This is a genomic window from Pseudomonas azotoformans, from assembly GCF_001579805.1.
Classification (GTDB): domain Bacteria; phylum Pseudomonadota; class Gammaproteobacteria; order Pseudomonadales; family Pseudomonadaceae; genus Aquipseudomonas; species Aquipseudomonas azotoformans_A.
On record NZ_CP014546.1, the window covers coordinates 1,972,041 to 1,997,587 of the forward strand.

Annotated in this window: 16 protein-coding genes and 2 pseudogenes; 15 read left to right on the forward strand and 3 right to left on the reverse strand. The window is 61.2% G+C overall.

The window, feature by feature from the left end; genetic code table 11:
* The gene (argS, locus tag AYR47_RS09185) at positions 1-1,737 is read right to left on the reverse strand and encodes an arginine--tRNA ligase (protein WP_033897753.1); all 1,737 of its coding nucleotides are present in this window, start codon (positions 1,735-1,737) and stop codon (positions 1-3) included.
* A 110-nt stretch (positions 1,738-1,847) separates the two neighbouring features.
* Positions 1,848-4,066 (reverse strand): annotated as a pseudogene (locus tag AYR47_RS09190) (primosomal protein N').
* Between the two features lie 215 nt (positions 4,067-4,281).
* On the opposite strand from AYR47_RS09190, the gene rpmE reads away from it, so the two are divergent.
* The 3 genes from rpmE (at position 4,282) to AYR47_RS09205 (ending at position 6,783) form a co-directional block, all read left to right on the forward strand.
* On the forward strand, positions 4,282-4,512 hold the full coding sequence (gene rpmE / locus AYR47_RS09195; RefSeq protein ID WP_033897755.1) for a 50S ribosomal protein L31: 231 nt from the start codon (positions 4,282-4,284) through the stop codon (positions 4,510-4,512).
* A 14-nt stretch (positions 4,513-4,526) separates the two neighbouring features.
* Positions 4,527-5,333 (forward strand): thermonuclease family protein, encoded by an 807-nt coding sequence (locus tag AYR47_RS09200; protein WP_033897756.1) that lies wholly within the window; start codon positions 4,527-4,529, stop codon positions 5,331-5,333.
* A gap of 181 nt (positions 5,334-5,514) precedes the next feature.
* On the forward strand, positions 5,515-6,783 hold the full coding sequence (locus AYR47_RS09205) for a malic enzyme-like NAD(P)-binding protein (RefSeq protein WP_016979185.1): 1,269 nt from the start codon (positions 5,515-5,517) through the stop codon (positions 6,781-6,783).
* Positions 6,784-6,891: 108 nt separating this feature from the next.
* Here AYR47_RS09205 and AYR47_RS09210 read toward each other — a convergent pair whose 3' ends face one another.
* Entirely contained in the window at positions 6,892-9,351 is a 2,460-nt protein-coding gene (locus AYR47_RS09210) for a penicillin-binding protein 1A (protein ID WP_420492060.1), read from the reverse strand.
* A gap of 221 nt (positions 9,352-9,572) precedes the next feature.
* On the opposite strand from AYR47_RS09210, the gene pilM reads away from it, so the two are divergent.
* The 12 genes and pseudogenes from pilM to AYR47_RS09275 all read left to right on the forward strand — a co-directional run bounded on the left by pilM (position 9,573) and on the right by AYR47_RS09275 (position 25,530).
* Positions 9,573-10,226, forward strand: coding sequence for a type IV pilus assembly protein PilM (gene pilM / locus AYR47_RS09215; RefSeq protein WP_061434987.1), 654 nt, complete (start codon positions 9,573-9,575; stop codon positions 10,224-10,226).
* Positions 10,223-10,777: a PilN domain-containing protein gene (locus AYR47_RS09220; RefSeq protein ID WP_033897758.1), complete on the forward strand. Its 555-nt coding sequence runs from the start codon at positions 10,223-10,225 to the stop codon at positions 10,775-10,777. Before pilM ends, AYR47_RS09220 begins: the two co-directional genes overlap by 4 nt.
* Positions 10,774-11,733, forward strand: coding sequence for a pilus assembly protein PilP (locus tag AYR47_RS09225; protein WP_061434989.1), 960 nt, complete (start codon positions 10,774-10,776; stop codon positions 11,731-11,733). The genes AYR47_RS09220 and AYR47_RS09225 overlap by 4 nt, the downstream gene beginning before the upstream one ends.
* A 138-nt stretch (positions 11,734-11,871) precedes the next feature.
* Positions 11,872-13,128 (forward strand): annotated as a pseudogene (locus AYR47_RS09230) (type IV pilus secretin PilQ); the annotation flags it as partial.
* Between the two features lie 4 nt (positions 13,129-13,132).
* Positions 13,133-13,651 (forward strand): shikimate kinase AroK, encoded by a 519-nt coding sequence (gene aroK / locus AYR47_RS09235; protein ID WP_016979191.1) that lies wholly within the window; start codon positions 13,133-13,135, stop codon positions 13,649-13,651.
* A gap of 125 nt (positions 13,652-13,776) precedes the next feature.
* Complete coding sequence (aroB, locus tag AYR47_RS09240; RefSeq protein ID WP_033897761.1) at positions 13,777-14,877, forward strand: 3-dehydroquinate synthase; 1,101 nt, start codon at positions 13,777-13,779, stop codon at positions 14,875-14,877.
* Between the two features lie 10 nt (positions 14,878-14,887).
* A complete protein-coding gene (locus AYR47_RS09245) occupies positions 14,888-16,453 on the forward strand; it encodes an SPOR domain-containing protein (RefSeq protein WP_061434992.1) in 1,566 nt (521 codons plus the stop codon).
* 353 nt (positions 16,454-16,806) lie between these two features.
* Positions 16,807-21,252, forward strand: coding sequence for a glutamate synthase large subunit (gene gltB / locus AYR47_RS09255; RefSeq protein ID WP_061434993.1), 4,446 nt, complete (start codon positions 16,807-16,809; stop codon positions 21,250-21,252).
* Positions 21,253-21,284: 32 nt separating this feature from the next.
* Positions 21,285-22,703, forward strand: coding sequence for an FAD-dependent oxidoreductase (locus AYR47_RS09260; RefSeq protein WP_033897764.1), 1,419 nt, complete (start codon positions 21,285-21,287; stop codon positions 22,701-22,703).
* Positions 22,704-22,812: 109 nt separating this feature from the next.
* On the forward strand, positions 22,813-23,880 hold the full coding sequence (gene hemE / locus AYR47_RS09265) for a uroporphyrinogen decarboxylase (protein ID WP_061434994.1): 1,068 nt from the start codon (positions 22,813-22,815) through the stop codon (positions 23,878-23,880).
* Between the two features lie 134 nt (positions 23,881-24,014).
* Positions 24,015-24,266, forward strand: coding sequence for a helix-turn-helix transcriptional regulator (locus AYR47_RS09270; protein ID WP_033897766.1), 252 nt, complete (start codon positions 24,015-24,017; stop codon positions 24,264-24,266).
* The gene (locus tag AYR47_RS09275) at positions 24,259-25,530 is read left to right on the forward strand and encodes a type II toxin-antitoxin system HipA family toxin (protein ID WP_061434995.1); all 1,272 of its coding nucleotides are present in this window, start codon (positions 24,259-24,261) and stop codon (positions 25,528-25,530) included. Before AYR47_RS09270 ends, AYR47_RS09275 begins: the two co-directional genes overlap by 8 nt.
* The last annotated feature ends 17 nt before the right edge of the window (positions 25,531-25,547 follow it).

Genomic DNA, 25,547 nt, shown 5'->3' on the forward strand with positions numbered 1-25,547 from the left:
TTACATACGCTCCAGAGTTTCCAGGCCCAACAGTTCCAGGCCTTGCTTGAGGGTCCGTCCCGCCAAGGCGGCGAGGCGCAGGCGGCTTTGCTTCTGGGCTTCGTCGTCGGCGCTCAGGATCGGGCAGTTCTCGTAGAAGCTGGAGAACAGGCCCGCGACTTCATACAGGTAAGTGCACAGGATATGCGGCGTGCCTTTCTCGCCGACGCTGTTCAGCACTTCGCCGAATTGCGCCAGTTTGGCGGCCAGTTCCTGTTCGTGCGGGGCGTCCAGCACGATCTGGCCTTCAACCTCGCTGAAGTCCTTGCCCAGCTTGCGGAAAACGCCCGCCACACGGGTATAGGCGTAGAGCAGGTACGGCGCGGTGTTGCCTTCGAAGTTCAGCATCAGCTCGAAGTTGAAGCTGTAGTCGCTGGTGCGGTGCTTGGACAGGTCGGCGTATTTCACCGCCCCGATGCCCACCACGCGGGCGATGTTGCGAAGGTCGGCCTCGGCCAGCTCCGGGTTCTTTTCCTTCACCAGGTTGTAGGCACGTTCCTGGGCTTCGGTCAGCAGGTCGATCAGCTTCACGGTGCCGCCGTCACGGGTCTTGAACGGGCGGCCATCGGCGCCGTTCATGGTGCCGAAGCCCATGTGTTCCATGTGCATCGGGTGGGTGACGAAGCCGGCGCGACGCGCCACTTCGAACACCTGCTGGAAGTGCAGGGCCTGGCGCTGGTCAACGAAATACAGCGCGCGATCAGCCTTGAGCACGCCGCTGCGGTAGCGCACGGCGGCCAGGTCGGTGGTAGCGTAGAGATAGCCACCATCGGCCTTGACGATGATCACCGGCAGCGGTTCGCCTTCGGCGGTCTTGAACTCTTCGAGGAACACGCACTGCGCGCCGTTGCTTTCTACCAGCAGGCCTTTGGCCTTGAGGTCGTTGACCACGTTGATCAGGTCGTCATTGTAGGCACTTTCGCCCATCACGTCGGCCATGGTCAGCTTGACGTTGAGCAGCTCGTAGATTTCCTGGCAGTGGGACAGGGAAATCTCACGGAAGCGGTTCCACAGCTCCAGGCATTCCTTGTCACCGGCTTGCAACTTGACCACCAGGCCACGGGCGCGGTCGGCGAATTCTTCGGATTCATCGAAGCGCTTCTTGGCGGCGCGATAGAAGTTTTCCAGGTCCGACAGCTCGTTGCTGGTGATCGGGTTTTCCTGCAGGTAAGCCATCAGCATGCCGAACTGGGTGCCCCAGTCGCCCACGTGGTTCTGACGGATCACGGTGTCGCCGAGAAATTCCAGGACCCGCGCCACGCCGTCGCCGATGATGGTGGAGCGCAGGTGGCCCACGTGCATCTCTTTGGCCAGGTTCGGTGCCGACAGGTCAATCGCCACGCGTTGCAGCGGGCCGGCTTTGCGCACGCCGATCTTGGCGTCGGCCAGGGCCGCATCCAGGCGCGAAGCCAGGGCCTGGGTGTTCTGGAAGAAGTTGATGAAGCCTGGGCCGGCGATTTCAGCCTTGGTGACGCTTTCGTCCACCGGCAGCGCGGCGATGATTTTCTCTGCCAGGTCGCGCGGCTTCATGCCCGCAGGCTTGGACAGCATCATCGCGATGTTGCTGGCGAAGTCACCGTGGGTCTTGTCGCGGGTGTTTTCCACCTGGATCGCCGGCGTCAGGCCTTCAGGCAACACACCTTCGTTGACGAGTTGGGTGAGGGCTTGTTGGATCAGCTGGCGAATGGTGTCTTTCATGGTGTTCTCTTTCAACCGCAAGCGGCGGCGCGCGATGCGCAGGTGGAAAAACTGGGCATTATCCGTGGCGAGGGCGGGCTTGCCAACCTTCGCGGGACCTATGGCCAGGCTTAATACAAATCTACCGGGTCTACGTCCAACGACCATCGCACTTGGCGACCGCTGGGCATTTGCTCCAGGGCAAGCAACCAGCTACTTAATAGTCGATGCAGGGGCGCGCGCGAGGTTGCCTGCAAGAGTAGCTGAGCGCGATAACGTCCGGCGCGGCGCTCCATCGGGGCGGGCACCGGGCCGAGCAGTTCGATACCGCTCAGGCCCAGTTCGCCGAGCAAACGTTCGGCGGCGCTGCACGCCTCATCCAGAAAACTTTCCGCCTGCCCTGGTTTGTGGGCTTCGGCGCGCAGCAGGGCCAAATGGGAAAACGGCGGCAGGCCCGCCGCGCGACGTTCGCTCAGCGCCTGCTCGGCGAAGGCGAAGTAGCCTTGTTCGGTCAGCTGGATCAGCAGTGGATGGTCGGCCAGGTGAGTCTGGATGATCACCCGGCCGGGTTCTTCGGCGCGGCCCGCACGACCGGCGACCTGCACGATCAACTGCGCCATGCGCTCGCTGGCGCGGAAATCCCCGGAGAACAACCCGCCATCGGCATCCAGGATCGACACCAGGGTCACCCGTGGAAAGTGGTGCCCTTTGGCAAGCATCTGCGTGCCGATCAGGATGCATGGGTGGCCTTTCTGGATGGTCGCGAACAACTGGTTCATCGCGTCCTTGCGCGAGGTGCTGTCGCGATCGACCCGCAAAACCGGGTAATCCGGGAACAGAATGCCCAGGCGCTCTTCAGCCCGTTCGGTGCCGGCGCCCACCGGTCGCAGGTCGACTTTGCCGCACTGCGGGCAGTGGCGCGGTACGCGTTCCACATGGCCGCAGTGATGGCAGCGCAGTTCGCCGTAGCGCTGGTGCACGGTCATGCGCGCATCGCAGCGCTCGCATTCGGACATCCAGCCGCAGTCGTGGCACAGCAGGGTCGGTGCAAAACCGCGCCGGTTGAGGAATACCAGGACCTGTTGGCCAGCGGCGAGGGTCTGGCCGATGGCTTGTTGCATCGGCCCGGAAATCCCGCTGTCCAGTGGACGGCTTTTGACGTCCAGGCGCAGGAATTTGGGTTGCTTGGCGCCACCCGCGCGCTCGTTGAGGCGTAGGAGGCCGTAACGCCCGGTGTAGGCGTTGTGCAAGCTCTCGAGTGATGGCGTGGCCGAGCCCAGCACAATCGGGATGTCTTCCTGGCGTGCACGCACCAGTGCCAGGTCGCGGGCGTGGTAACGCAAGCCTTCCTGCTGTTTATAGGAGCCGTCGTGCTCCTCGTCGATGATGATCAGCCCGGGGTTTTTCATCGGGGTAAACAGCGCTGAACGGGTGCCGATAATAATGTCGGCCTCGCCATCCCGTGCGGCCAGCCAGGACTCCAGGCGCTCACGGTCATTGACTGCCGAGTGCACCAGGGCGATGCGCGCGTTGAAGCGCTGTTCGAAGCGCGCCAGGGTCTGTGGGCCCAGGTTGATCTCGGGGATCAGCACCAGCGCCTGTTTGCCGGCTTGCAGGGTTTCGCGGATCAACTGCAGATAGACTTCGGTCTTGCCGCTGCCGGTGACGCCCGCCAGCAGGAACGCGTGGAAACTGTCGAAGCCGGCGCGAATCGCTTCATAAGCGGCGCGTTGCTCGGGTTCAGTGGCAGTTCCGGTTGGGCCAGCCAGTGTTCGTGGCGGGCATCCGGGGCGTGCTTGCGGATTTCCACCTGCACCAGGCCCTTGGCGAGCAACAGGTCGAGGCTGTCTTTGCTCAGCATCAACTTGCTTAATAGCTGATGGGCCACGCCATGGGGGTGCTGGGCCAGTGTCGCCAGGGCTTCACGCTGGCGCGGGGCGCGTGCGATGCGCGGGTCGTCGAGGCGCGCACCGGGCACCATCGACCAGAAACGTTCCTGGCGCGCTTCGGCCAGTTCGCCCTGGCGCAGCAGTACTGGCAGCGCCCAACTGAGCGTATCGCCGAGGCTGTGCTGGTAATACTGGGCGGTCCACAGGCACAGCTTGAACAGGGCAGGCGGCAACGGTGGGGTGGCGTCGAGCATCGCCAGCGCAGGCTTGAGCTTTTCCGCCGGGACTTCGCTGTGGTCCGCGACTTCCACCAGAATGCCGATCATTTCGCGCCGGCCAAACGGCACGCGCACGCGCATGCCCGGCTGCAACTGCGCCCGCAGCACGCCGGCCGGGGCCCGGTAATCGAACAGGCGGCGCAGGGGCGAGGGCAGGGCTAGGCGCAAAATGGCGTCGGGCACGCGGGGGGTCTCATATAAAGGCAGGCGGTGGCGCAGGGGCGGGAGCCTAGCAGACGGGGGAGGGCTTGGGTATGCCATGGTTTTCTGATGAAAGGCGGTTTTCAGCCGGATACGCGGCTTGCGCGATTAAAAAGGTCTGGTAGAATCCGCGGCCTAATTACGTGCGGTATTCGACAATAGTGTCGAGTGGCGGCACGCTAGCCCGAGGAAGTGCCATGAAAGCCGATATCCATCCAGCGTACGAAGTCATCGACGTAACTTGCAGCTGCGGCAACAAGTTCCAGACCCGTTCGAACCTGTGCAAGCCACTGGGTACTGACGTATGCAACGAGTGCCACCCGTTCTACACCGGTAAGCAGAAAACTCTGGACACCGGCGGCCGCGTACAGCGCTTCGCAGATCGCTTTGGTGCTTTCGGCAAGAAGCCTGCTACTCCAGCAGAGTAAGGCTCAAAAGCCTTATGGGCTTTTGCCAGCTGTTGAAAAAGGCGTCCCTTGTGGGCGCCTTTTTTGTGCCTGGGATTTGGCTGCCGGCTGCCCAGGCCGAGGTGTTTTGCCCCGCGCCGGCCTCCTTGGTCCCGGTAGAAGTGCAGCGCGTGGTGGATGGCGACACGGTGCGCCTCACGGATGGCCGCAGCGTGCGGATGATCGGCCTCAATGCCCCGGAAACTGGCAAGAAAGGCCGCCCCGACGAGCCTTACGCGGTTGCTGCCCGCCAGCGTTTACAGGTATTGGTCGACGCGAGCGACGGTCGCGTCGGGTTGGTGCCTGGGCGCGAGAGCAAGGACCGCTATGGCCGCACGTTGGCCCACCTGTACGGCGCGGATGGCGAGAATCTTGAGGCGCGGCTGCTGGCCGAAGGCCTGGGCTTTCAGGTAGGTGTTGCGCCCAACGTCGATCTTGTCGACTGCCAGCAGGCCGCTGAAAACAGCGCCCGTGATACGCGGTCGGGCCTGTGGCGGCAATCTCCGGTGCAAAACGTGGCCCGGCTCAAGCAATCCGGCTTCGCCTTGGTCAGCGGCCGGGTGAGCAAGATCGAACGCAATCGCGGCGGAATCTGGATCGAATTGCAGGGTTCACTGGTATTACGCATTGCACCCGACCTCGTCAAACAATTCGACTCTGCAACCCTCAGTGGTCTGCAAGGCAAGGCAATCGAGGCGCGTGGCTGGGTGCAGGATCGCGCCAAGCGCGGTGGCCTGAAAAACGGCCACGCACGTTGGGTACTGCCATTGACCGACTCCAGCATGCTCAAATCGACTGATTAAGAAAAAATTGTAGACATTTTTTTAATCGATTGTGAACAGTTGAGCCCTTGTATCCCGTGGCTCTTGGCCAAAAGTCGTAGCGCAGGGCCCTTGACACCTGTGACTGCCCAGTCTTGTAGGGACTTTGCGACACGCGTATCCTCGGCGGTCCGTCGACCAACAGTAAAAGCGGAATGCCGATATGTCTGATTTGAAAACTGCCGCTCTCGAATATCATGCCCATCCTCGTCCAGGAAAGCTGAGTGTAGAGCTCACCAAAGCCACTGCCACCGCTCGCGACCTGTCGCTGGCCTACAGCCCTGGTGTTGCCGAGCCCGTACGTGAAATCGCCCGCGACCCTGAACTGGCGTACAAGTACACCGGCAAAGGCAACCTGGTTGCAGTGATTTCCGATGGCACCGCGATTCTGGGCCTGGGCAACCTCGGCCCATTGGCTTCCAAGCCAGTCATGGAAGGTAAGGGCGTGCTGTTCAAGCGCTTTGCCGGCATCGACGTTTTCGACATCGAAGTCGACTCCGAAAGCCCGCAGGCTTTCATCGACACGGTCAAGCGCATTTCCATCACCTTCGGTGGCATCAACCTGGAAGACATCAAGGCACCTGAGTGCTTCGAGATCGAAAAGGCCCTGATCGAACAGTGCGACATTCCGGTATTCCACGATGACCAGCACGGCACCGCGATTGTTACTGCGGCCGGCATGATCAACGCCCTGGAAATCGCTGGCAAAACCCTGGCTGACGCACAGATCGTCTGCCTGGGCGCCGGCGCTGCGGCCATCTCCTGCATGAAGTTGCTGGTGAGCATGGGCGCCAAGCTGGAAAACATCTTCATGGTCGACAGCAAGGGCGTGGTCCAGTCCGAGCGTACCGACCTGAACCAGTACAAGGCGATGTTCGCTCACGCCACCGACAAGCGCACCCTGGCTGACGCCCTCGACGGTGCAGACGTGTTCGTCGGCCTGTCCGGCCCTAACCTGCTGAGCGCCGAAGGCCTCAAGTCCATGGCGGCCAACCCAATCGTATTTGCTTGCTCCAACCCTGATCCAGAAATCTCTCCGGAACTGGCGCACGCCACCCGTAGCGACGTGATCATGGCCACTGGCCGTTCGGACTACCCGAACCAGGTCAACAACGTATTGGGTTTCCCGTTCATCTTCCGTGGTGCCCTGGACGTTCGCGCCAAGCGCATCAACGAAGAGATGAAAGTGGCTGCCGCCAACGCCCTGCGCGAACTGGCCAAGCTGCCGGTGCCTCAGGAAGTGTGCGACGCCTACGGTGGTATCAAGCTGGAATTCGGTCGTGAGTACATCATTCCGAAACCAATGGACAAGCGCCTGATCACCCTGATCTCCGATGCCGTGGCCAAAGCCGCCATCGAGACCGGTGTGGCCACCCTGCCGTATCCGAAGCACTACCCGCTGCAAAGCGTGGATGATGTGTTCAACGGCTAAGCCGTTGTAGCGCACCAACAAAAAGCCCCGGCTCTTGCGAGTCGGGGCTTTTTTGTGGCGAATCATTTTGTGCTGGGCAGGCTCTTGCGGTGAGCCCTGCTTCCTACCTCAGAACAGATCAATCGGCGCCGCCTCATCCGCCGGCAGCGGGCTGCCAGGCACAACGCCATTGCCCAGCTCGTTGACCGACGGCGGCGTGTCTTCGCTCTTGAACAGTTCGAAGTACGCATTCGGCGTGCTTGGCGACGCTGCACGGCCACTCACCGGGTCGATGCGCAGGCTGAGGATACCTTCCGGCTCCGGCTGGGTATGCGGCGGCTTGTCCTTCAGGGCGGCGCCCATGTAGCTCATCCAGATCGGCAGCGCGACGGTGCCACCAAACTCGCGGCGACCCAGGCTTTCCGGTTGGTCGTAGCCGGTCCACACGGTGGTCACGTAATCGGCGTTGTAACCGGAGAACCAGGCATCCTTGGATTCGTTGGTGGTACCGGTCTTGCCCGCGATATCCGGACGGCCCAGGGCCAGGGCGCGGCGGCCGGTGCCCTTCTTGATCACGTCTTCCAGGATGCTGTTGAGGATGTAGGTGGTACGGCCATCCACGATGCGCTCGGCCACGGCAGGCGCCTGCGGCTCGGTGGCGGCAGCGTTGGTGGCAGGTGCGGCACCTGGCGTCGGCTCAATGGTGATACCGCCATTGCTTGGGGCCGCCAGCCCATCCGTCGCCGCCACGCCATTGACCACATCCCCCGGCACTCGCGGCGGGTTGGCGGTGAACAGGGTGTCGCCGTTACGGCTTTCAATCTTGTCGATCAGGTACGGCGCGATCTTGTAGCCGCCGTTGGCAAAGGTGCTCCAGCCGGTGGCGATTTCCATCGGTGTGAGGGTCGCGGTGCCCAGGGCCAGGGACAGGTTTGGCGGCAGGTCCGACTTGTTGAAGCCAAAGCGCGTCATGTAGTCAATGGTCTTGCCGACGCCCATGGCCTGCAGCAAGCGGATCGATACCAGGTTACGCGACTTGTACAGCGCTTCGCGGATACGGATCGGGCCGAGGAAGGTGTTGGTGTCGTTCTTCGGGCGCCACACCTTGTCCAGGTACTCGTCGACAAACACGATCGGCGCATCGTTGACCAGGCTGGCGGCGGTGTAGCCATTGTCCAGCGCGGCGCTGTAGATGAACGGCTTGAAGCTCGAACCCGGCTGGCGCTTGGCCTGGGTGGCGCGGTTGTAGTTACTTTGCTCGAAGGCGAAGCCACCGACCAGAGCGCGGATTGCACCATTCTGCGGGTCCAGCGACACCAGCGCGCCCTGGGCGAGCGGCACCTGGCTGAACTTGAGGCTGTCGTCCTTCTGGCGTTGCACGCGGATCAAATCACCCACCTGGGCCACGTCAGACGGCTGCTTGGGCAGCGCGCCCATGCTGTTGGTGTTCAGGAAGGGACGCGCCCATTTCATGCTGTCCCACGCTACATGGGCTTCGCCGGTGCGGGTCAGCACCTGTACGCCGTCTTTCTTGACCTGGGTGACGATAGCCGGCTCCAGGCCACTGATGGCGCGCTGCTTGCCCAGTTCGGTGGTCCACGCGCTCAGGGTCTTGCCTGGCAGGCGTGATTCAGGGCCACGGTAGCCGTGGCGCTGGTCGTAGGTGATCAGGCCGGAATGCACCGAGTCATTGGCGATTTCCTGCAGGTTGCTTGGCACCGTGGTGGTCACCCGGAAACCTTCGGTGTAGGCCTCACTGCCATAGCGGCCGACCATCTCGGCGCGCGCCATTTCAGCAATATAAGGCGCGTTCACTTCCGGCGTCGGCACGTGGTAGCTGGCGTTCAGCGGTTCGGCGATGGCGCTTTCGTAAGCGGCCTGGTCGATCTTGCCCAGCTTGTACATGCGGCCCAGGATCCAGTCGCGGCGTTCTTTGCTGCGCGCCGGGTTGGCCAGGGGGTTGAAGCGTGAAGGGGCCTTGGGCAGGCCGGCAATCATCGCCATCTGCGCCAGGCTGGCGTCACGGATGGACTTGCCGTAGTAGACCTGCGAAGCCGCCTCGATGCCGTAGGCACGGTTGCCCAGGTAGATCTTGTTGACGTACAGCTCAAGGATCTCGTCCTTGGTCAGCTGGCGTTCGATCTGCAGCGCCAGGAGGATCTCGGTGGCCTTGCGCGAAAAGCTGCGCTCGCTGGTGAGGAAGAAGTTCTTCGCCACCTGCATGGTGATGGTGCTGCCGCCGGACTGGATGTGTCCGCTTTTTACCAGTTGTGTCGCCGCACGCACCAGGCTGCTGGGGTCGACGCCATAGTGGTTGGCAAAATTATCGTCTTCAGCCGACAAAAGGGCGCTGATGAAATTGGGCGGAATATCGGCAAAACGGATCGGTGTGCGGCGCATTTCGCCGAACTCCGCGATCAGTTTTTCATCGCTGCTGTAGACCCGCAAAGGAATCTGCAACTGGATACTTCTGAGGGCCTCTACCGAGGGCAAACCCGGACTAAGGTAGAGGTAGGCCCCGCTGAGCACGAGCAGCAGCCCGCAAACGATGGCGACAATGGAGTACCCGAAAAACTTCAGCAGACGAATCAAGGCTTTTGGATTTCCAGAGAAAAGAATGAGTTAGGCGTCGGGGCATGCATGGCAAACGATGGATCGACCCGAGCTGCAGATAAAAAGCGGGAAAAAACGCTGGGCATTAAAGCATTTTTCGACTTGGGACGTCATTCGCACCTGTTCAACAAATCGACCGAATGCATGGCGCCCAGCGGCAATCAGGCGGTATGACAGGCAAAGCTTTAGGGAGTTTTATGGGAAAGGGATTTTTCACGGGAAAAGGCGGCACCTTGCTGGGTGTTGACATCAATGACACGGCCATCCGCTTGATCGAGCTGGGCCGTTCAGCTTCAGGCTACAACGTTCAAGGCTACGTCACACAGGCGCTGCCGGCGCAAGCGGTAGTCGATGGCACGCTCCTTGATCTCGACGGCGTAGGGCGCGCCCTGCGCAGCGCGTGGTCGCGGTTGTCGACTTCGGTTCGTGGTGCTGTCGCTGCGGTGTCCGGGCCCTCGGTGATCACGCGGATGATCGAGATGGACGCCGGGCTCTCTGATGATGAGATGACCTGGATGATCCAGATGGAGGCGGACCAGTACATTCCTTATCCGCTGGATGATGTGGCTATCGACTTTCAAGTGCGCGGGCCGACGGCCCTGGATCCGAGTCGGGTCGAGGTACTGCTGGCTGCATGCTTGCAGGAACACGTGGAGGCCCGCGAGGCGGTTTTGACCCTGGCGGGGCTGGTGCCGAAGGTGATCGATATCGAAGCGTTTGCATTGGCGCGCGCTTGCCGTCAGGATTTCGCCAGCTTCACGCCGAGCCATCGCGTCGATGGTGCACAATGGGCCGTGGATGCCCAGGGGATGGGAATTGCTTGCGGGTTGGCCCTGAGGAGTTTCGCTTGAAGACACGAATCAACCTACTGCCTTGGCGTCAGGCGCTGGCAGAGCGGCGACGCAAGTATCTACTGGCGTGCTTGCTGGCGTTCGCCTGTGCGGCGCTCGCGACCGTGTGGCTGGCGGACCAGGTCATCGACCAGGCCATCGATCGTCAAGTGACCCGCAATGACCATCTGGGCAAGGAGGTCATCGGCCTGGATTCACGCATCAAGACCATCGACGATCTGCAGGAGCAAAGCCAGCAATTGGCCCAGCGCATGAAAGTCGTGCAAGACCTGCACGATGCCCGCTCGCCAGGCGCGCAGCTATTGGACCAACTGGCGCGCGCGGTCCCCGACGGCGTGCACCTGCATGAAGTGGTCGCCAAGGGCGATACGGTCAGTATCAGCGGCAGCGCTGAGTCCAGCCAGGACGTCGCCCAATTGATGCGTCGCCTGGAGGCGGCGGAAGGTGCCCATTCCACGCGTCTGCAGCATGTGCGAACGGATGGCGCGCGCGGTAACAATGAATTCCAGCTGATGGTGCGTCAGGGAGAGTCCTCCGAGGCTCAACCTTGAGCCTGCCAAGGCTCAATCTTTCTGCACTCACTCACAACGCTGCAAAATGGCCCCTACCTGGCAAGGCCCTGTTGGGCTGTGCGCTGGCGGGCGTGGTGTTTGTGGTGGGCGACCTTGTGTACCTGAGCCCTTCGCGGGAGCGGTTGCGTCAGGTCGAAGCGCGGGAAGTGGCCCTACAACAGCAAATCGCACACAAGACTGGCCTGGCCGCCAGCCTTGAAGCGCGCGCACAGCAGCTTCAACGGATGCAAGTTAAGGTCAATGAACTAACGCAGGCGTTGCCCGGCGAGTCCGAAATGCCTGGCTTGCTCGAAGATATCGCGCGCCTGGCACTGGCCAATGGCTTGCTGGTCGAGAGCGTCACGCCGTTGGATGAGGAGTCTCAGCCGTTCTTTCACGAACAACCCGTGCAGGTCGGCGTCATGGGCACTTATCACGATCTGGCAATGTTCCTCACGGGTCTGGGCAGCCTGTCGCGCATCGCTACGGTGCACGATATGGCCCTGCGGCGTGATGGCAAGCTGCTGCGTCTGGACCTGCTGGTCAAGACTTACTGGCATGCGCAGGGCGGCGGGCAGCGTGTACCGCGACAGCTTTTTGCCTACGACTTGTCGGGGTTGCGTGATCCCTTTCAACTGCTCGCAGCGCAGGTCGACCCTGTGAAGGGGCGGCCGGCCCGGGCGCCGGATCTCACCCGGCCGCGTGGCGTGCTGGAAAGCCTCGCGGTTGACCAGTTTGAAATGGTCGGCACGCTGTCCCGTGGGGTGCAGGTTTTTGCCTTGCTACGTGCTGCCTCCAAGGTCCATCGCCTGGCGGTCGGAGACTACTTGGGGCCGGACCATGGTCGGATCACGGCCATCCATGAGCGCGCTATAGAACTGGTCGAGCTGTTTCCCGATGGTCAGGGCGCATGGCTGGAACGCCCGCGAACCTTGTTGTTAAACATCAACTCATAACGGAATCAAACAATGAAAAGGACTTTCTCGTCCTTCGGTGTGGCGCTATGGATAGCGTTCACGGCACCGATGGCTGCTGCTGTGCCCAATCGTGTGGATCTGATCCAGTTGCCGCCACCCGGCGTCGGTACACTGAGCGCCTACACAGGCGATAAGATCACCCTCAACTTCCAGAGCATCGAGTTGCGCACCGCGTTGCAACAAATTGCCGATGTGGCGGGCCTCAACTTGGTTGCCAGCGATGATGTGCAAGGCTCGATCACCCTGCGTCTCAAGGAGGTGCCCTGGGATCAGGCGCTGGACCTGGTGCTGCAAGCCAAGGGTCTAGACAAGCGGGTCAAGGCCGGTGTGTTGCTGGTGGCGCCGGCCGAGGAACTGGCTGCGCGTGAGCTGCTGACGCTGGAATCGCGCAAACAGATGGCCGAATTGGCGCCGTTGCGCCGGGAGCTGCTGCAAGTCAATTACGCCAAGGCGGCGGACCTGGCCAAGTTGTTCCAGTCGGTCACCGGCCTTGAAGGCGTGACCGATGAGCGCGGTTCGGTGGCGGTGGATGATCGCACCAACAACATCATCGCCTACCAGACCGTTGAGCGGCTGGAGGAGCTGCGGCGGATCGTGGCACAGCTGGATATTCCGGTACGCCAGGTGATGATCGAGGCGCGGATTGTCGAGGCCAATGTCGATTACGACAAAAGCCTCGGCGCACGTTGGGGTGGGCGGCTCAATCGGGGCAACTGGGGTGCCGGGGGCATTCCGAAACCTCAGCCTGAAGGCTCGGAACCGCCGGAAAATCCACCCAGTTCGCCTTTCGTGGACTTGGGATCACTCACCGGCACTTCGGGCCTCGGCATCGCCTATATCACCGACAACCTGCTGCTGGACCTGGAACTCACCGCCATGGAGAAAACCGGCAACGGTGAAATCGTCTCGCAACCCAAGGTGGTCACGTCCGACAAGGAAACCGCGCGCATCCTCAAAGGCACCGAAATTCCCTATCAGGAATCCAGCTCCAGTGGCGCTACGTCGGTTTCATTCAAGGAGGCCTCGCTATCGCTGGAAGTCACCCCGCAAATCACCCCGGATGACCGTGTGATCATGGAGGTCAAGGTCACCAAGGACGAGCCCGACTACCTGAACAAACTCAACGACGTACCACCGATCAAGAAGAACGAGGTCAACGCCAAGGTGCTGGTCAAGGACGGCGAGACCATCGTCATCGGCGGGGTTTTCTCCAATACCCAAAGCAAAGTGGTAGATAAAGTGCCATTTTTGGGCGATGTGCCGTATCTTGGCCGCCTTTTCCGGCGCGATGTGCTGGCGGAGAAAAAATCCGAGCTGCTGGTATTCCTGACTCCGCGTATTATGAATAACCAGGCGATTGCTGTGAGTCGTTGATTCTGTGCGAAATTTGATTCTTGTAGGACCGATGGGCGCTGGAAAAAGCACCATCGGCCGTTTGCTGGCCAAAGAGCTGCGCCTGCCGTTCAAAGATTCCGACAAGGAAATTGAATTGCGCACGGGTGCCAATATCCCATGGATCTTCGATAAGGAAGGCGAACTGGGCTTTCGTGACCGCGAGCAGGCGATGATCGCCGAGCTGTGCGGCCTCGACGGCGTGGTATTGGCCACCGGCGGTGGCGCAGTGATGCGCGAAGAAAACCGTCGCGCGCTGCATGCCGGTGGTCGGGTGGTCTATCTGCATGCGTCGGTCGAGCAGCAGGTGGGCCGCACCGCCCGCGATCGCAATCGCCCGTTGCTGCGCACGGCCAACCCGGAAAAAACCCTGCGGGACCTGCTCACGCTGCGCGATCCCCTGTATCGGGAAATCGCCGATCTGGTGGTGGAAACCGATGAGCGGCCACCTCGGATGGTGGTCCTCGACATTCTTGAGCGCCTGCAACGGCTGCCACCCCGTTAAAGCCCGGCTCGAAATGCGCTATTCTCGGCGGCGCGCTATCACCCTGTGGGGTGTGGCGTAGAGCCATCAGGTGACGTCAGAACGTGACGTCATCGGTCGTCACAATATCTCTAACGCGGGGACACATGCAGACACTTAAGGTCGATCTAGGCGAGCGCAGCTACCCGATCCATATTGGCGAAGGTCTGCTGGACCAGCCCGAGTTGCTCGCACCGCATATTGCCGGGCGGCAAGTGGCGATCATCTCCAACGAAACGGTCGCGCCGCTGTATCTTGAGCGTCTGAGCCGCAGCCTGTCGGCCTATTCGGTGATCTCCGTGATCCTGCCCGACGGCGAAGCCCACAAGAACTGGGAAACCCTGCAACTGATCTTTGATGGCCTGCTCACCGCACGTCATGACCGCCGCACCACCGTGATCGCCCTGGGCGGCGGCGTGATCGGCGACATGGCCGGCTTTGCGGCGGCCTGTTACCAGCGTGGCGTGGACTTTATCCAAGTGCCGACCACGTTGCTGTCCCAGGTCGATTCGTCGGTGGGCGGCAAGACCGGCATCAATCACCCGCTGGGCAAGAACATGGTGGGCGCGTTCTACCAGCCTCAAGCCGTGCTGATCGACACCGCGACCCTCAACACCTTGCCGCCGCGCGAGCTGTCGGCGGGCCTGGCGGAAGTCATCAAGTACGGGTTGATCTGCGATGAGCCGTTCCTGGCCTGGCTGGAAGAACACGTCGACGCGTTGCGCAACCTTGACCAAGTAGCACTCACCGAAGCGATTTCCCGCTCCTGCGCCGCCAAGGCGCTGGTGGTGAATGCCGACGAACGGGAGTCCGGTGTACGGGCCACCCTCAACCTGGGCCACACCTTCGGCCATGCGATCGAAACCCACATGGGCTATGGTGTGTGGTTGCACGGGGAGGCTGTAGCGGCTGGCACCGTGATGGCATTGGAGATGTCGCAGCGCCTGGGCTGGATCAGCGCCGAGGAGCGTGATCGCGGCATCCGCCTGTTCCAGCGCGCCGGTTTGCCGGTGATCCCGCCGGAGGAGATGACTGAGGCGGATTTCCTCGAACATATGGCAATAGACAAGAAAGTGATCGACGGTCGACTGCGACTGGTGCTGCTGCGCCACATGGGCGAAGCGGTGGTGACCGACGATTATCCGAAAGAGATTTTACAGGCCACGCTGGGAGCGGATTACCGCGCCCTGGCCCAGCTTAAAGGTTAATAAGATCCCGATGACTAGTTTGCATGCCGACGAGGCGTTCCTCGGCCATTACCAGTTAAGCCACGACCCTTTTGCTCCACGGGTGCCTGGCTTCAAATTTTTCCCGGCCCAGCGCAAGCCAGTGCTTGGCCAGCTGCACCACCTCGCACGTTACAGTCAGCTGCTGCTGGTCGTGACCGGCCCGCTGGGCAGCGGCAAGACCCTGCTGCGCCAGGCCCTGGTGGCCAGCACCAACAAGCAGTCGGTGCAGAGTGTGGTGGTGTCGGCCCGTGGTGCCGGTGATGCGGCGGGCGTTCTGCGCCAAGCCGCCCAGGCGCTGGACGTGGCGACTGCCGAGCCGAATGCGATCCTCAAGCAAGTGGTGCAGCTGGGCCTGACCGGCCAGGAAGTCTACCTGCTGGTGGATGACGCCGAGCAGCTCGACGAATCCGCCCTGGAAGCGCTGCTGGCGCTGGCAGCCGGTACGCCGGAAGGTCGCCCGCACGTGTTCCTGTTTGGTGAGTCGTCGCTGATCGCCGAGTTGGAGCAGATCAGCGGTGACCAGGAGCTGTTCCACGTCATCGAGCTGCAGCCGTACGAAGAGGAAGAAACCCGCGAATACCTGGCTCAACGCCTTGAAGGCGCAGGGGCCGGTATCGAACTTTTCTCCGCTCAGCAGATCTCTGATATTCACGAAAGCTCCGACGGCTGGCCTGGCACCATCAACCAGGTTGCCCGCGATGCCATGATCGAAGCCATGATTGCCAGCCGCACTGCGGTCAAGCGTCCAAAGATGGGGTTCACTATGCCTAAGAAACACGTATTGGCTATTTCCGCCGTTGTCGTGGTCGCTGTCGCCGCCGCCTGGTTGATTCCAGGCCGCAGCAAGGCACCGACCACGGCCGGCGCGCCAACCGAACAGGCGCAGTTGCCACTGGGCAAGCCCACGCCAAACGTCGAGTTCGCCAACTCCGGCCAACCGACCAACCTGCCGATGGTCGGCCAGCCTGTGATGCGCGGTCCGCTCGCCGAAGAAGCCGGTGGCATCTCCGAAGGCGACGACGGCGTGCCGCTGGAAGGCTCCAGCGCCACACCACCTACCGTGACCACCACTGCGCCGCCTGCGGGCGTTCCAGCGGGCCAGCCGGCTGCGGTTGCCAAGCCGACTCCGGCACCGACTGTCGCCACCGCCAAGCCAGCGCCTGTAACCAAGCCGGTCGCGCCTGCGCCAGCCGCCAAGCCAGCACCGGCTGCGGCTGCCAAGCCTGCTGAAAAACCGGCCGCCACCGTTGCTAAAGCCGGCGCTGCTGGCGGCAGCTGGTACGCCAGCCAGCCGACCGGCAACTTCGTGGTGCAGATTCTCGGCACCAGCTCCGAAGCCAACGCCCAGGCGTTCGTGAAAGAGCAGGGCGGCGAGTACCGTTATTTCAAGAAAGTGCTCAACGGCAAGCCTCTCTACGTGATCACCTACGGCAACTTCTCCAGCCGTGCAGCCGCCGATTCTGCGATCAAAACCTTGCCAGCGAAGGTCCAGGCTGGTAAACCTTGGCCTCGCACTGTTGCCAGCGTTCAACAAGAACTCGCAACAACTCGCTGAAGATCCGGCGGCCTTACCCAGGCCGCCCTCCCGGCACCTCAAAAAATAACCGCAAGTGCGTGCAGTCTCTAGAGACCGCGCGCTTTGTGGTGTCTGCGTCACAGTAGCTTTTGAGTCGTAGCGGTCAGAATTAAAAAAGTTTTGACTAGCACAGCATATCGCTTTAAACCTTTCATAAATGCGACATAGATTTGCGACATTTCGTCGCTAAATTTGTGAGCGTCTGTGTCGGTGTGTACAATGACCTCCCTTTTGCCCCCGCTAAGCCGGCGTACGTTCGGCGTGGAAGGTAACCGGTTGAATTGAAAAGAAATTTGCCTCGATATAAGAGGCAGCCTGGTGAGAAAGTGTCTATGAAAGCAGGTCTGTACCAACCCGATGAATTCAAGGATAACTGCGGTTTCGGCCTGATAGCCCATATGCAGGGCGAGCCCAGTCATACCCTTTTGCAAACGGCCATCGAGGCCCTGACCTGCATGACCCACCGCGGTGGGATCAACGCCGACGGCAAGACCGGTGACGGTTGTGGCTTGCTGATTCAAAAGCCCGACCAGTTCCTGCGCGCTGTCGCAAAAGAGCAATTTGCGGTCGACCTGCCCAAGCAGTACGCCGTGGGCATGGTGTTTTTCAACCAGGACCCGGTCAAGGCCGAAGCCGCCCGCGAGAACATGAACCGCGAGATCCTGGCCGCCGGCCTGCAACTTGTCGGCTGGCGCAAAGTGCCGATCGACACCAGTGTGCTCGGCCGTCTCGCGCTTGAGCGCCTGCCGCAGATCGAACAAGTGTTTATCGCAGGCAGTGGCCTGAGCGACCAGGACATGGCGATCAAGCTGTTCACCTCGCGTCGTCGTTCGTCGGTTTCCAACGCCGCCGACACCGACCACTACATCTGCAGCTTTTCGCACAAGACCATCATTTATAAAGGCCTGATGATGCCGGCGGACCTCACCGCCTTCTATCCAGACCTGAGCGATGAGCGCCTGCAAACCGCAATCTGCGTGTTCCACCAGCGCTTCTCCACCAACACCCTGCCGAAATGGCCGCTAGCCCAGCCATTCCGCTTCCTCGCCCACAACGGCGAGATCAACACCATCACCGGCAACCGCAACTGGGCCGTGGCCCGTCGCACCAAGTTCGCCAACGATTTGATGGACCTGGAAGAGCTCGGCCCGCTGGTTAACCGCGTGGGTTCCGACTCCTCCAGCATGGACAACATGCTCGAACTGATGGTCACCGGCGGCATCGACCTGTTCCGTGGCGTGCGCATGATCATTCCGCCAGCGTGGCAGAACGTCGAAACCATGGACCCGGACCTGCGTGCGTTCTACGAGTACAACTCGATGCACATGGAACCGTGGGACGGCCCGGCCGGCGTGGTCATGACTGACGGCCGCTACGCGGTGTGCCTGCTTGACCGTAACGGTCTGCGCCCGGCGCGTTGGGTCACCACCACCAACGGCTTCATCACCCTCGCGTCGGAAATCGGCGTGTGGGACTACAAGCCTGAAGACGTTATCGCCAAAGGCCGCGTGGGCCCTGGCCAGATTTTGGCCGTGGACACCGAAACCGGTCAGATCCTCGACACCGACGCCATCGACAACCGCCTGAAGTCCCGTCACCCGTACAAGCAATGGCTGCGCAAGAACGCCCTGCGCATCCAGGCGACCATGGAAGACAACGACCACGGTTCGGCTTTCTACGATGTCGACCAGCTCAAGCAATACATGAAGATGTACCAGGTCACGTTCGAAGAGCGCGACCAGGTGCTGCGTCCGCTCGGCGAGCAAGGCTACGAGGCGGTCGGTTCCATGGGCGATGACACGCCAATGGCCGTGCTGTCCCAGCGCGTGCGCACGCCGTACGACTATTTCCGCCAGCAGTTCGCCCAGGTGACCAACCCGCCGATCGACCCGCTGCGCGAAGCCATCGTGATGTCGTTGGAAGTGTGCCTCGGTGCCGAGCGCAACATCTTCCAGGAATCGCCTGAGCACGCCTCCCGCGTGATCCTCAGCTCGCCGGTCATTTCCCCGGCCAAGTGGCGCTCGTTGATGACCCTGGATCGCCCAGGCTTCGACCGCCAGATCATCGACCTGAACTACGACGAAAGCCTCGGCCTTGAAGCCGCTGTGCGCAACGTCGCTGACCAGGCCGAAGAAGCCGTGCGCGCCGGTCGTACCCAGATCGTGTTGACCGACCGCCATATCGCACCAGGCAAGCTGCCGATCCACGCTTCCTTGGCGACCGGCGCAGTGCACCACCGCCTGACCGAAAAAGGCCTGCGCTGCGACTCCAACATCCTTGTGGAAACCGCCACCGCCCGCGACCCGCATCACTTCGCGGTGCTGATCGGCTTCGGCGCCTCGGCGGTGTACCCATTCCTCGCGTACGAAGTGCTGGGTGACCTGATCCGCACCGGTGAAGTGCTGGGCGACCTCTACGAGGTGTTCAAGAACTACCGCAAGGGCATCACCAAGGGGTTGCTGAAGATCCTGTCGAAGATGGGCATCTCCACGGTTACCTCGTACCGCGGCGCACAGCTGTTCGAAGCCATCGGCCTGTCCGAAGAGGTTTGCGACCTGAGCTTCCGTGGCGTGCCGAGCCGTATCAAGGGCGCGCGTTTCGTCGACATCGAAGCCGAGCAAAAAGCCCTGGCAGCCGAAGCCTGGAGCGCGCGCAAGCCGATCCAGCAAGGCGGTCTGCTCAAGTTCGTGCACGGTGGCGAATACCACGCCTACAACCCGGACGTGGTCAACACCCTGCAAGCCGCCGTGCAGCAGGGCGACTACGCCAAGTTCAAGGAATACACCTCGCTGGTGGACAACCGCCCGGTGTCGATGATCCGCGATTTGTTCAAGGTGAAGACCCTGGACACGCCGATGGACATCAGCGAAGTCGAGCCGCTGGAGTCGATCCTCAAGCGCTTCGACTCTGCCGGTATCTCGCTGGGCGCCTTGTCGCCTGAGGCTCACGAAGCCCTGGCCGAAGCCATGAACCGCCTGGGTGCGCGTTCCAACTCCGGCGAAGGCGGTGAAGACCCGGCGCGCTACGGCACCATCAAAAGCTCGAAAATCAAGCAGGTTGCGACCGGTCGTTTCGGTGTGACCCCGGAATACCTGGTCAACGCCGAAGTGCTGCAGATCAAGGTGGCTCAGGGCGCCAAGCCCGGTGAGGGCGGCCAACTGCCGGGTGGCAAGGTCAACGGTCTGATCGCCAAGCTGCGTTACGCAGTGCCGGGTGTGACCCTGATTTCGCCGCCGCCGCACCACGACATCTACTCGATTGAAGACTTGTCGCAGCTAATTTTCGACCTGAAACAAGTCAACCCGCAGGCGCTGGTCTCGGTGAAACTGGTAGCAGAAGCCGGCGTGGGCACCATCGCCGCCGGCGTGGCCAAGGCCTATGCCGACCTGATCACCATCTCCGGCTACGACGGCGGCACCGGCGCTTCGCCGCTGACCTCCATCAAGTATGCGGGCGCACCGTGGGAACTCGGCCTGGCTGAAACCCACCAGACCCTGCGCGGCAACGACCTGCGCGGCAAGGTCCGTGTGCAGACCGACGGCGGCTTGAAAACCGGCCTCGACGTGATCAAGGCCGCGATCCTCGGCGCCGAAAGCTTCGGCTTCGGGACTGCGCCAATGATCGCCCTGGGCTGCAAATACCTGCGCATCTGCCACCTGAACAACTGCGCCACCGGTGTCGCCACTCAGAACGAAAAGCTGCGCAAGGATCACTACATCGGCACCGTCGACATGGTGGTGAACTTCTTCACCTACGTCGCCGAAGAGACCCGTGAGTGGCTGGCCAAGCTGGGCGTGCGTTCCCTCGAAGAGCTGATCGGTCGCACCGACCTGTTGGAAATCCTTGAAGGCCAGACCGCCAAGCAACATCACCTGGACCTCACGCCGCTGTTGGGCAGCGATCACATTCCGGCCGACAAACCGCAGTTCTGCGGCGTCGAGCGCAACCCGCCCTTCGACAAAGGCCTGCTGGCCGAAAAGATGGTGGAAATCGCCGGTTCGTCGATCAACGATGCCAGCGGTGGCGAATTCGCCCTGGATATCTGCAACTGCGACCGTTCCATCGGCGCACGCATCTCCGGCGAAATCGCGCGCAAGCACGGCAACCAGGGCATGGCCAAGGCGCCGATCACCTTCCGCTTCAAGGGCACTGCGGGCCAGAGCTTTGGCGTGTGGAACGCCGGCGGCCTGCACATGTACCTGGAAGGTGACGCCAACGACTACGTGGGCAAGGGCATGACCGGCGGCAAGCTGGTGATCGTTCCGCCAAAAGGCAGCGTCTACAAGACTCAGGACAGTGCCATCATCGGCAACACCTGCTTGTACGGCGCCACCGGTGGCAAGCTGTTCGCCGCCGGCACCGCCGGTGAGCGTTTCGCCGTGCGTAACTCCGGTGCCCACACCGTGGTGGAAGGCACTGGCGATCACTGCTGCGAGTACATGACCGGGGGCTTTGTCGCGGTACTGGGCAAGACCGGTTACAACTTCGGTTCGGGCATGACCGGCGGTTTCGCCTACGTGCTCGACCAGGACAACACCTTCGTCGACAAGGTCAACCACGAGTTGGTCGAGATCCAGCGGATCAGCGGCGAAGCCATGGAATCCTACCGGAACCACTTGCAGCACGTGCTGGACGAGTACGTCGAGGAAACCGGCAGCGAATGGGGCCGCAACCTCGCCGAAAACCTCGATGATTACCTGCGTCGTTTCTGGCTGGTCAAGCCCAAGGCTGCCAACCTGAAATCGTTGCTTTCCAGCATCCGTGCCAACCCGCAGTGATATGCGCCTGAAGAGTTTGATGAGGTTTTAACATGGCTGAACGTCTGAATAACGACTTCCAGTTCATCGATGTCGGGCGCAAAGATCCGAAGAAGAAACTGTTGCGTCAACGCAAGAAAGAGTTCGTGGAAATCTACGAACCCTTCAAACCCCAGCACTCGGCCGACCAGGCCCACCGCTGCCTGGGTTGCGGTAACCCGTATTGCGAATGGAAGTGCCCGGTGCACAACTTCATTCCCAACTGGCTCAAGTTGGTGGCCGAGGGCAACATCCTCGCCGCCGCCGAGCTGTCGCACCAGACCAACACGCTGCCGGAAGTCTGCGGCCGGGTGTGCCCGCAGGACCGTCTGTGCGAGGGTGCGTGCACCCTTAACGACGGCTTCGGCGCGGTGACCATCGGTTCGGTGGAGAAGTACATCACCGACACCGCGTTCGCCATGGGCTGGCGTCCGGACATGTCCAAGGTCAAGCCGACCGGCAAGCGCGTCGCCATCATCGGCGCCGGTCCTGCCGGCCTGGGCTGCGCCGACGTGCTGGTGCGTGGCGGCGTGACCCCGGTGGTGTTCGACAAGAACCCGGAAATCGGCGGCCTGCTGACCTTCGGCATCCCCGAGTTCAAGCTGGAAAAAACCGTCCTGAGCAACCGTCGTGAAGTGTTCACCGGTATGGGTATCGAGTTCCGCCTGAACACCGAAATCGGCAAAGACGTGACCATGGAGCAACTGCTCGAAGAATACGATGCTGTGTTCATGGGCATGGGCACCTACACCTACATGAAGGGCGGTTTTGCCGGTGAGGACCTGCCGGGCGTGTATGACGCGCTGGACTTCCTGATCGCCAACGTGAATCGCAACCTGGGCTTTGAAAAGTCGCCGGAAGATTTCGTCGACATGAAAGGCAAGAAGGTCGTGGTGCTGGGCGGTGGCGACACCGCGATGGACTGCAACCGCACCTCGATCCGCCAGGGCGCCAAGTCGGTGACCTGTGCCTATCGCCGTGACGAAGCCAACATGCCGGGCTCGCGCAAAGAGGTGAAGAACGCCAAGGAAGAAGGCGTGAAATTCCTCTACAACCGCCAGCCGATTGCGATTGTCGGTGAAGACCGCGTCGAAGGCGTGAAGGTGGTCGAGACCCGTCTCGGCGAACCAGACGCCCGTGGCCGTCGCAGCCCTGAGCCGATCCCGGGCTCCGAAGAAATCATCCCGGCGGATGCCGTGGTCATTGCTTTCGGTTTCCGCCCAAGCCCGGCGCCGTGGTTCGAGCAGTTCCAGATCCAGACCGACAGCCAGGGCCGCGTCGTGGCCCCGGAACAAGGCCAGTACAAGCATCAGACCAGCAACCCGAAGATCTTCGCCGGTGGCGACATGGTGCGTGGTTCCGACCTGGTGGTGACGGCGATCTTCGAAGGGCGCAATGCTGCCGAAGGGATCCTGGATTACCTGGGCGTCTGAGCCCTGATACCCGCGACAAATTGACCCGATAGACAAAAGGCACGGCTCATACCGTGCCTTTTGCGTCTGGCTCTGAGAAAATGCCCGCACTTTTTTTGCGGATGCCGACATGACTGCCCTCAAGAACGACCGTTTCCTTCGTGCCCTGCTCAAGCAACCTGTGGACGTCACCCCTGTGTGGATGATGCGCCAGGCCGGTCGCTACCTGCCGGAATACCGCGCCAGTCGCGCCAACGCCGGCGACTTCATGAGCCTGTGCATGAACCCGGAGTTCGCCTGCGAAGTCACGATGCAGCCGCTGGACCGCTACCCGCAACTGGACGCGGCCATCCTCTTCTCCGACATCCTCACCATCCCTGACGCCATGGGCCAAGGCCTGTACTTTGAAACCGGCGAAGGCCCGCGTTTCAAGAAGGTCGTCAGCACCCTGGCCGATATCGAAGCGCTGCCGATCCCGGATCCGCACAAAGACCTCGGTTACGTGATGGACGCCGTGAGCACCATCCGCCGCGAACTCAACGGCCGCGTGCCGCTGATCGGCTTCTCCGGCAGCCCCTGGACCTTGGCCACCTACATGGTCGAAGGCGGCTCGTCGAAAGACTTCCGCAAGACCAAGGCCATGCTCTACGACAACCCACAGGCCATGCACCTGCTGCTGGACAAGCTGGCGCAGTCGGTCACTTCCTACCTCAACGCGCAGATCATGGCCGGCGCGCAAGCCGTGCAGATCTTCGACACCTGGGGCGGCAACCTGTCGGCGGCGGCGTACCAGGAATTCTCCCTGGCCTACATGCGCAAGATCGTCAGCGGCCTGATCCGCGAACACGAAGGCCGCAAAGTGCCGGTGATCATGTTCACCAAGGGTGGCGGCCTGTGGCTGGAAAGCATTGCCGACGCCGGTGCCGACGCCTTGGGCCTGGACTGGACGTGTGACTTGGGCGAAGCCCGCCAGCGCGTGGGCAACCGCGTCGCCCTGCAAGGCAACATGGACCCGACCGTGCTGTACGCCAAGCCAGAAGCGATCCGCAGCGAAGTCGGCCGCATCCTCGCCAGCTACGGCAAAGGCACTGGGCACGTGTTCAACCTCGGCCATGGCATCACCCCGGAAGTGAACCCGGAGCATGCGGGTGCGTTCCTGCGCGCGGTGCATGAGTTGTCGGCGCAGTATCACGAATAATTGTTGCCCAATGAAAAACGCCCGGTTTATCCGGGCGTTTTTATTTGAGTTGGGCGGACGTAAGGTACTTGTAATGTCCGTTATTGCGGACATAATCACGGTATCTATCTTAAAAGTCCGTTCTGGGTGACATCATGTTGCTGGTTAATCCACCTGAGCTGGGTGAAAGAATACGGCAACTGCGTCGCGCCAAGGGCTATAGCCAAGCGCAACTGGCGGACCGTGCCAAGTGCAACCGCAAGACCATCATGGATCTTGAAGCGGGTGAAAATGTCGCGATGTATACCGTGTTCAGGGTGATTTCTGCCTTGGGAATGGCACTCGAAGTCGTCGATAAACGCATTGATCTCAAATCCCTGGCTGATCTGGTGGAGCACGATGAGTAGAGTCAAATTGCTCAACGTTGTCACCCCTCAGGGACATTCAGGCGAATTGTCCAAGGGCTCGCAGTTTGCGTTTTCCTATGCGTCTGCTGATGCCGAGCGTGAGGCATCGCTGGTCATGCCCTACGACCCGACGCCTTCAGTCAGCAATGTGCTGCATCCGATTTTCGATATGAACGTACCAGAAGGTTTTCTGGCCGATCAGATCAAGCGACGGATGGCTAAACACATGCAGGTGGATGAGATGCGCCTGTTGTCGATCATCGGTGGGAACCAGATTGGACGGCTGACGTACCAGAATCCTGCCGAGGCGTCGGTTCCCGTACAGGCTCAGGTAGGGCTCCAGCAAATACTGTCAGCCGACAGCTCTCAACACGTATTTGAATTTCTGGTAGAGACGTATTTCGAGTCGGGCATTTCCGGCGTGCAGCCCAAGGTGCTGGTACCCGATCTGGACAAGCTCGCGGGCAACCGCAAAACCATGCTCAGTTCTGATCTGATCGTGAAATCTGGCGCCGATGAGTACGCTCACCTGGCCCAGAACGAATTCCTCTGCATGGAAGCTGCCCGAATAGCGGGCATGGAGACACCGCCTTTCTGGTTGTCCGAAGGAGGCGATCTGTTTGTCATGGAGCGCTTTGACCTGACACCCTCGGGGCGGCTTGGTTTTGAAGACATGGCCGTGTTGTTGGGGCTCAACAAAGATCCCCATGACAATTACAAGTACTCCCAGAGCTACGAAACCCTCGCTGCGGTCATCAACCACGTGTGCGCGCAAGGTGAACCGCTGCGTGAACTTGAGCGGTTTTTCTCTTCGGTTTGCTTGTCGGTCATGGTGCGTAACGGTGATGCTCACCTGAAAAACTTTGGTGTGATCTATACCCATCCGGGAGCCCGCGAAACGGTACAAATGGCGCCGGTATTCGATGTCACAACGACCACCGTGTATGAGCATTACAATCCCAAGTCCGGTCGTTCATTGGTTGATCGCACCCTGGCAATCAAAATGAACAAGACGAAGGCTTACCCAGACCGTCAGCAACTAATGGAGTTTGGTCGTAAGTACTGTGCGGTGGAGAAGCCGAGTGTGATCATCGAGCGAATCGCAGAGGCGATGTCCGAGGCGCTCGGTACGCATCAGGCGCGCATCGACGTCGAACTGTTTTCGGCGATGCAAGCTGAGTGGGACGGGGGACGTGCCATGGCGCTCCATGACTCGGTGTCCACTGGGATGAAGCGAAAACCTGTGGTGAAAAAACCGCGATGAAGCGGTTTTTTCTTTAA

Excerpts from the sequence above, each read along its gene's own strand:
- argS (WP_033897753.1), bottom strand. The coding sequence starts at position 1,737 with ATGAAAGACACCATTCGCCAGCTGATCCAACAAGCCCTCACCCAACTC.
- rpmE (WP_033897755.1), top strand. The coding sequence starts at position 4,282 with ATGAAAGCCGATATCCATCCAGCGTACGAAGTCATCGACGTAACTTGC.
- AYR47_RS09200 (WP_033897756.1), top strand. The coding sequence starts at position 4,527 with ATGGGCTTTTGCCAGCTGTTGAAAAAGGCGTCCCTTGTGGGCGCCTTT.
- AYR47_RS09205 (WP_016979185.1), top strand. The coding sequence starts at position 5,515 with ATGTCTGATTTGAAAACTGCCGCTCTCGAATATCATGCCCATCCTCGT.
- pilM (WP_061434987.1), top strand. The coding sequence starts at position 9,573 with ATGGGAAAGGGATTTTTCACGGGAAAAGGCGGCACCTTGCTGGGTGTT.
- aroB (WP_033897761.1), top strand. The coding sequence starts at position 13,777 with ATGCAGACACTTAAGGTCGATCTAGGCGAGCGCAGCTACCCGATCCAT.
- AYR47_RS09245 (WP_061434992.1), top strand. The coding sequence starts at position 14,888 with ATGACTAGTTTGCATGCCGACGAGGCGTTCCTCGGCCATTACCAGTTA.
- gltB (WP_061434993.1), top strand. The coding sequence starts at position 16,807 with ATGAAAGCAGGTCTGTACCAACCCGATGAATTCAAGGATAACTGCGGT.
- AYR47_RS09260 (WP_033897764.1), top strand. The coding sequence starts at position 21,285 with ATGGCTGAACGTCTGAATAACGACTTCCAGTTCATCGATGTCGGGCGC.
- hemE (WP_061434994.1), top strand. The coding sequence starts at position 22,813 with ATGACTGCCCTCAAGAACGACCGTTTCCTTCGTGCCCTGCTCAAGCAA.
- AYR47_RS09270 (WP_033897766.1), top strand. The coding sequence starts at position 24,015 with ATGTTGCTGGTTAATCCACCTGAGCTGGGTGAAAGAATACGGCAACTG.
- AYR47_RS09275 (WP_061434995.1), top strand. The coding sequence starts at position 24,259 with ATGAGTAGAGTCAAATTGCTCAACGTTGTCACCCCTCAGGGACATTCA.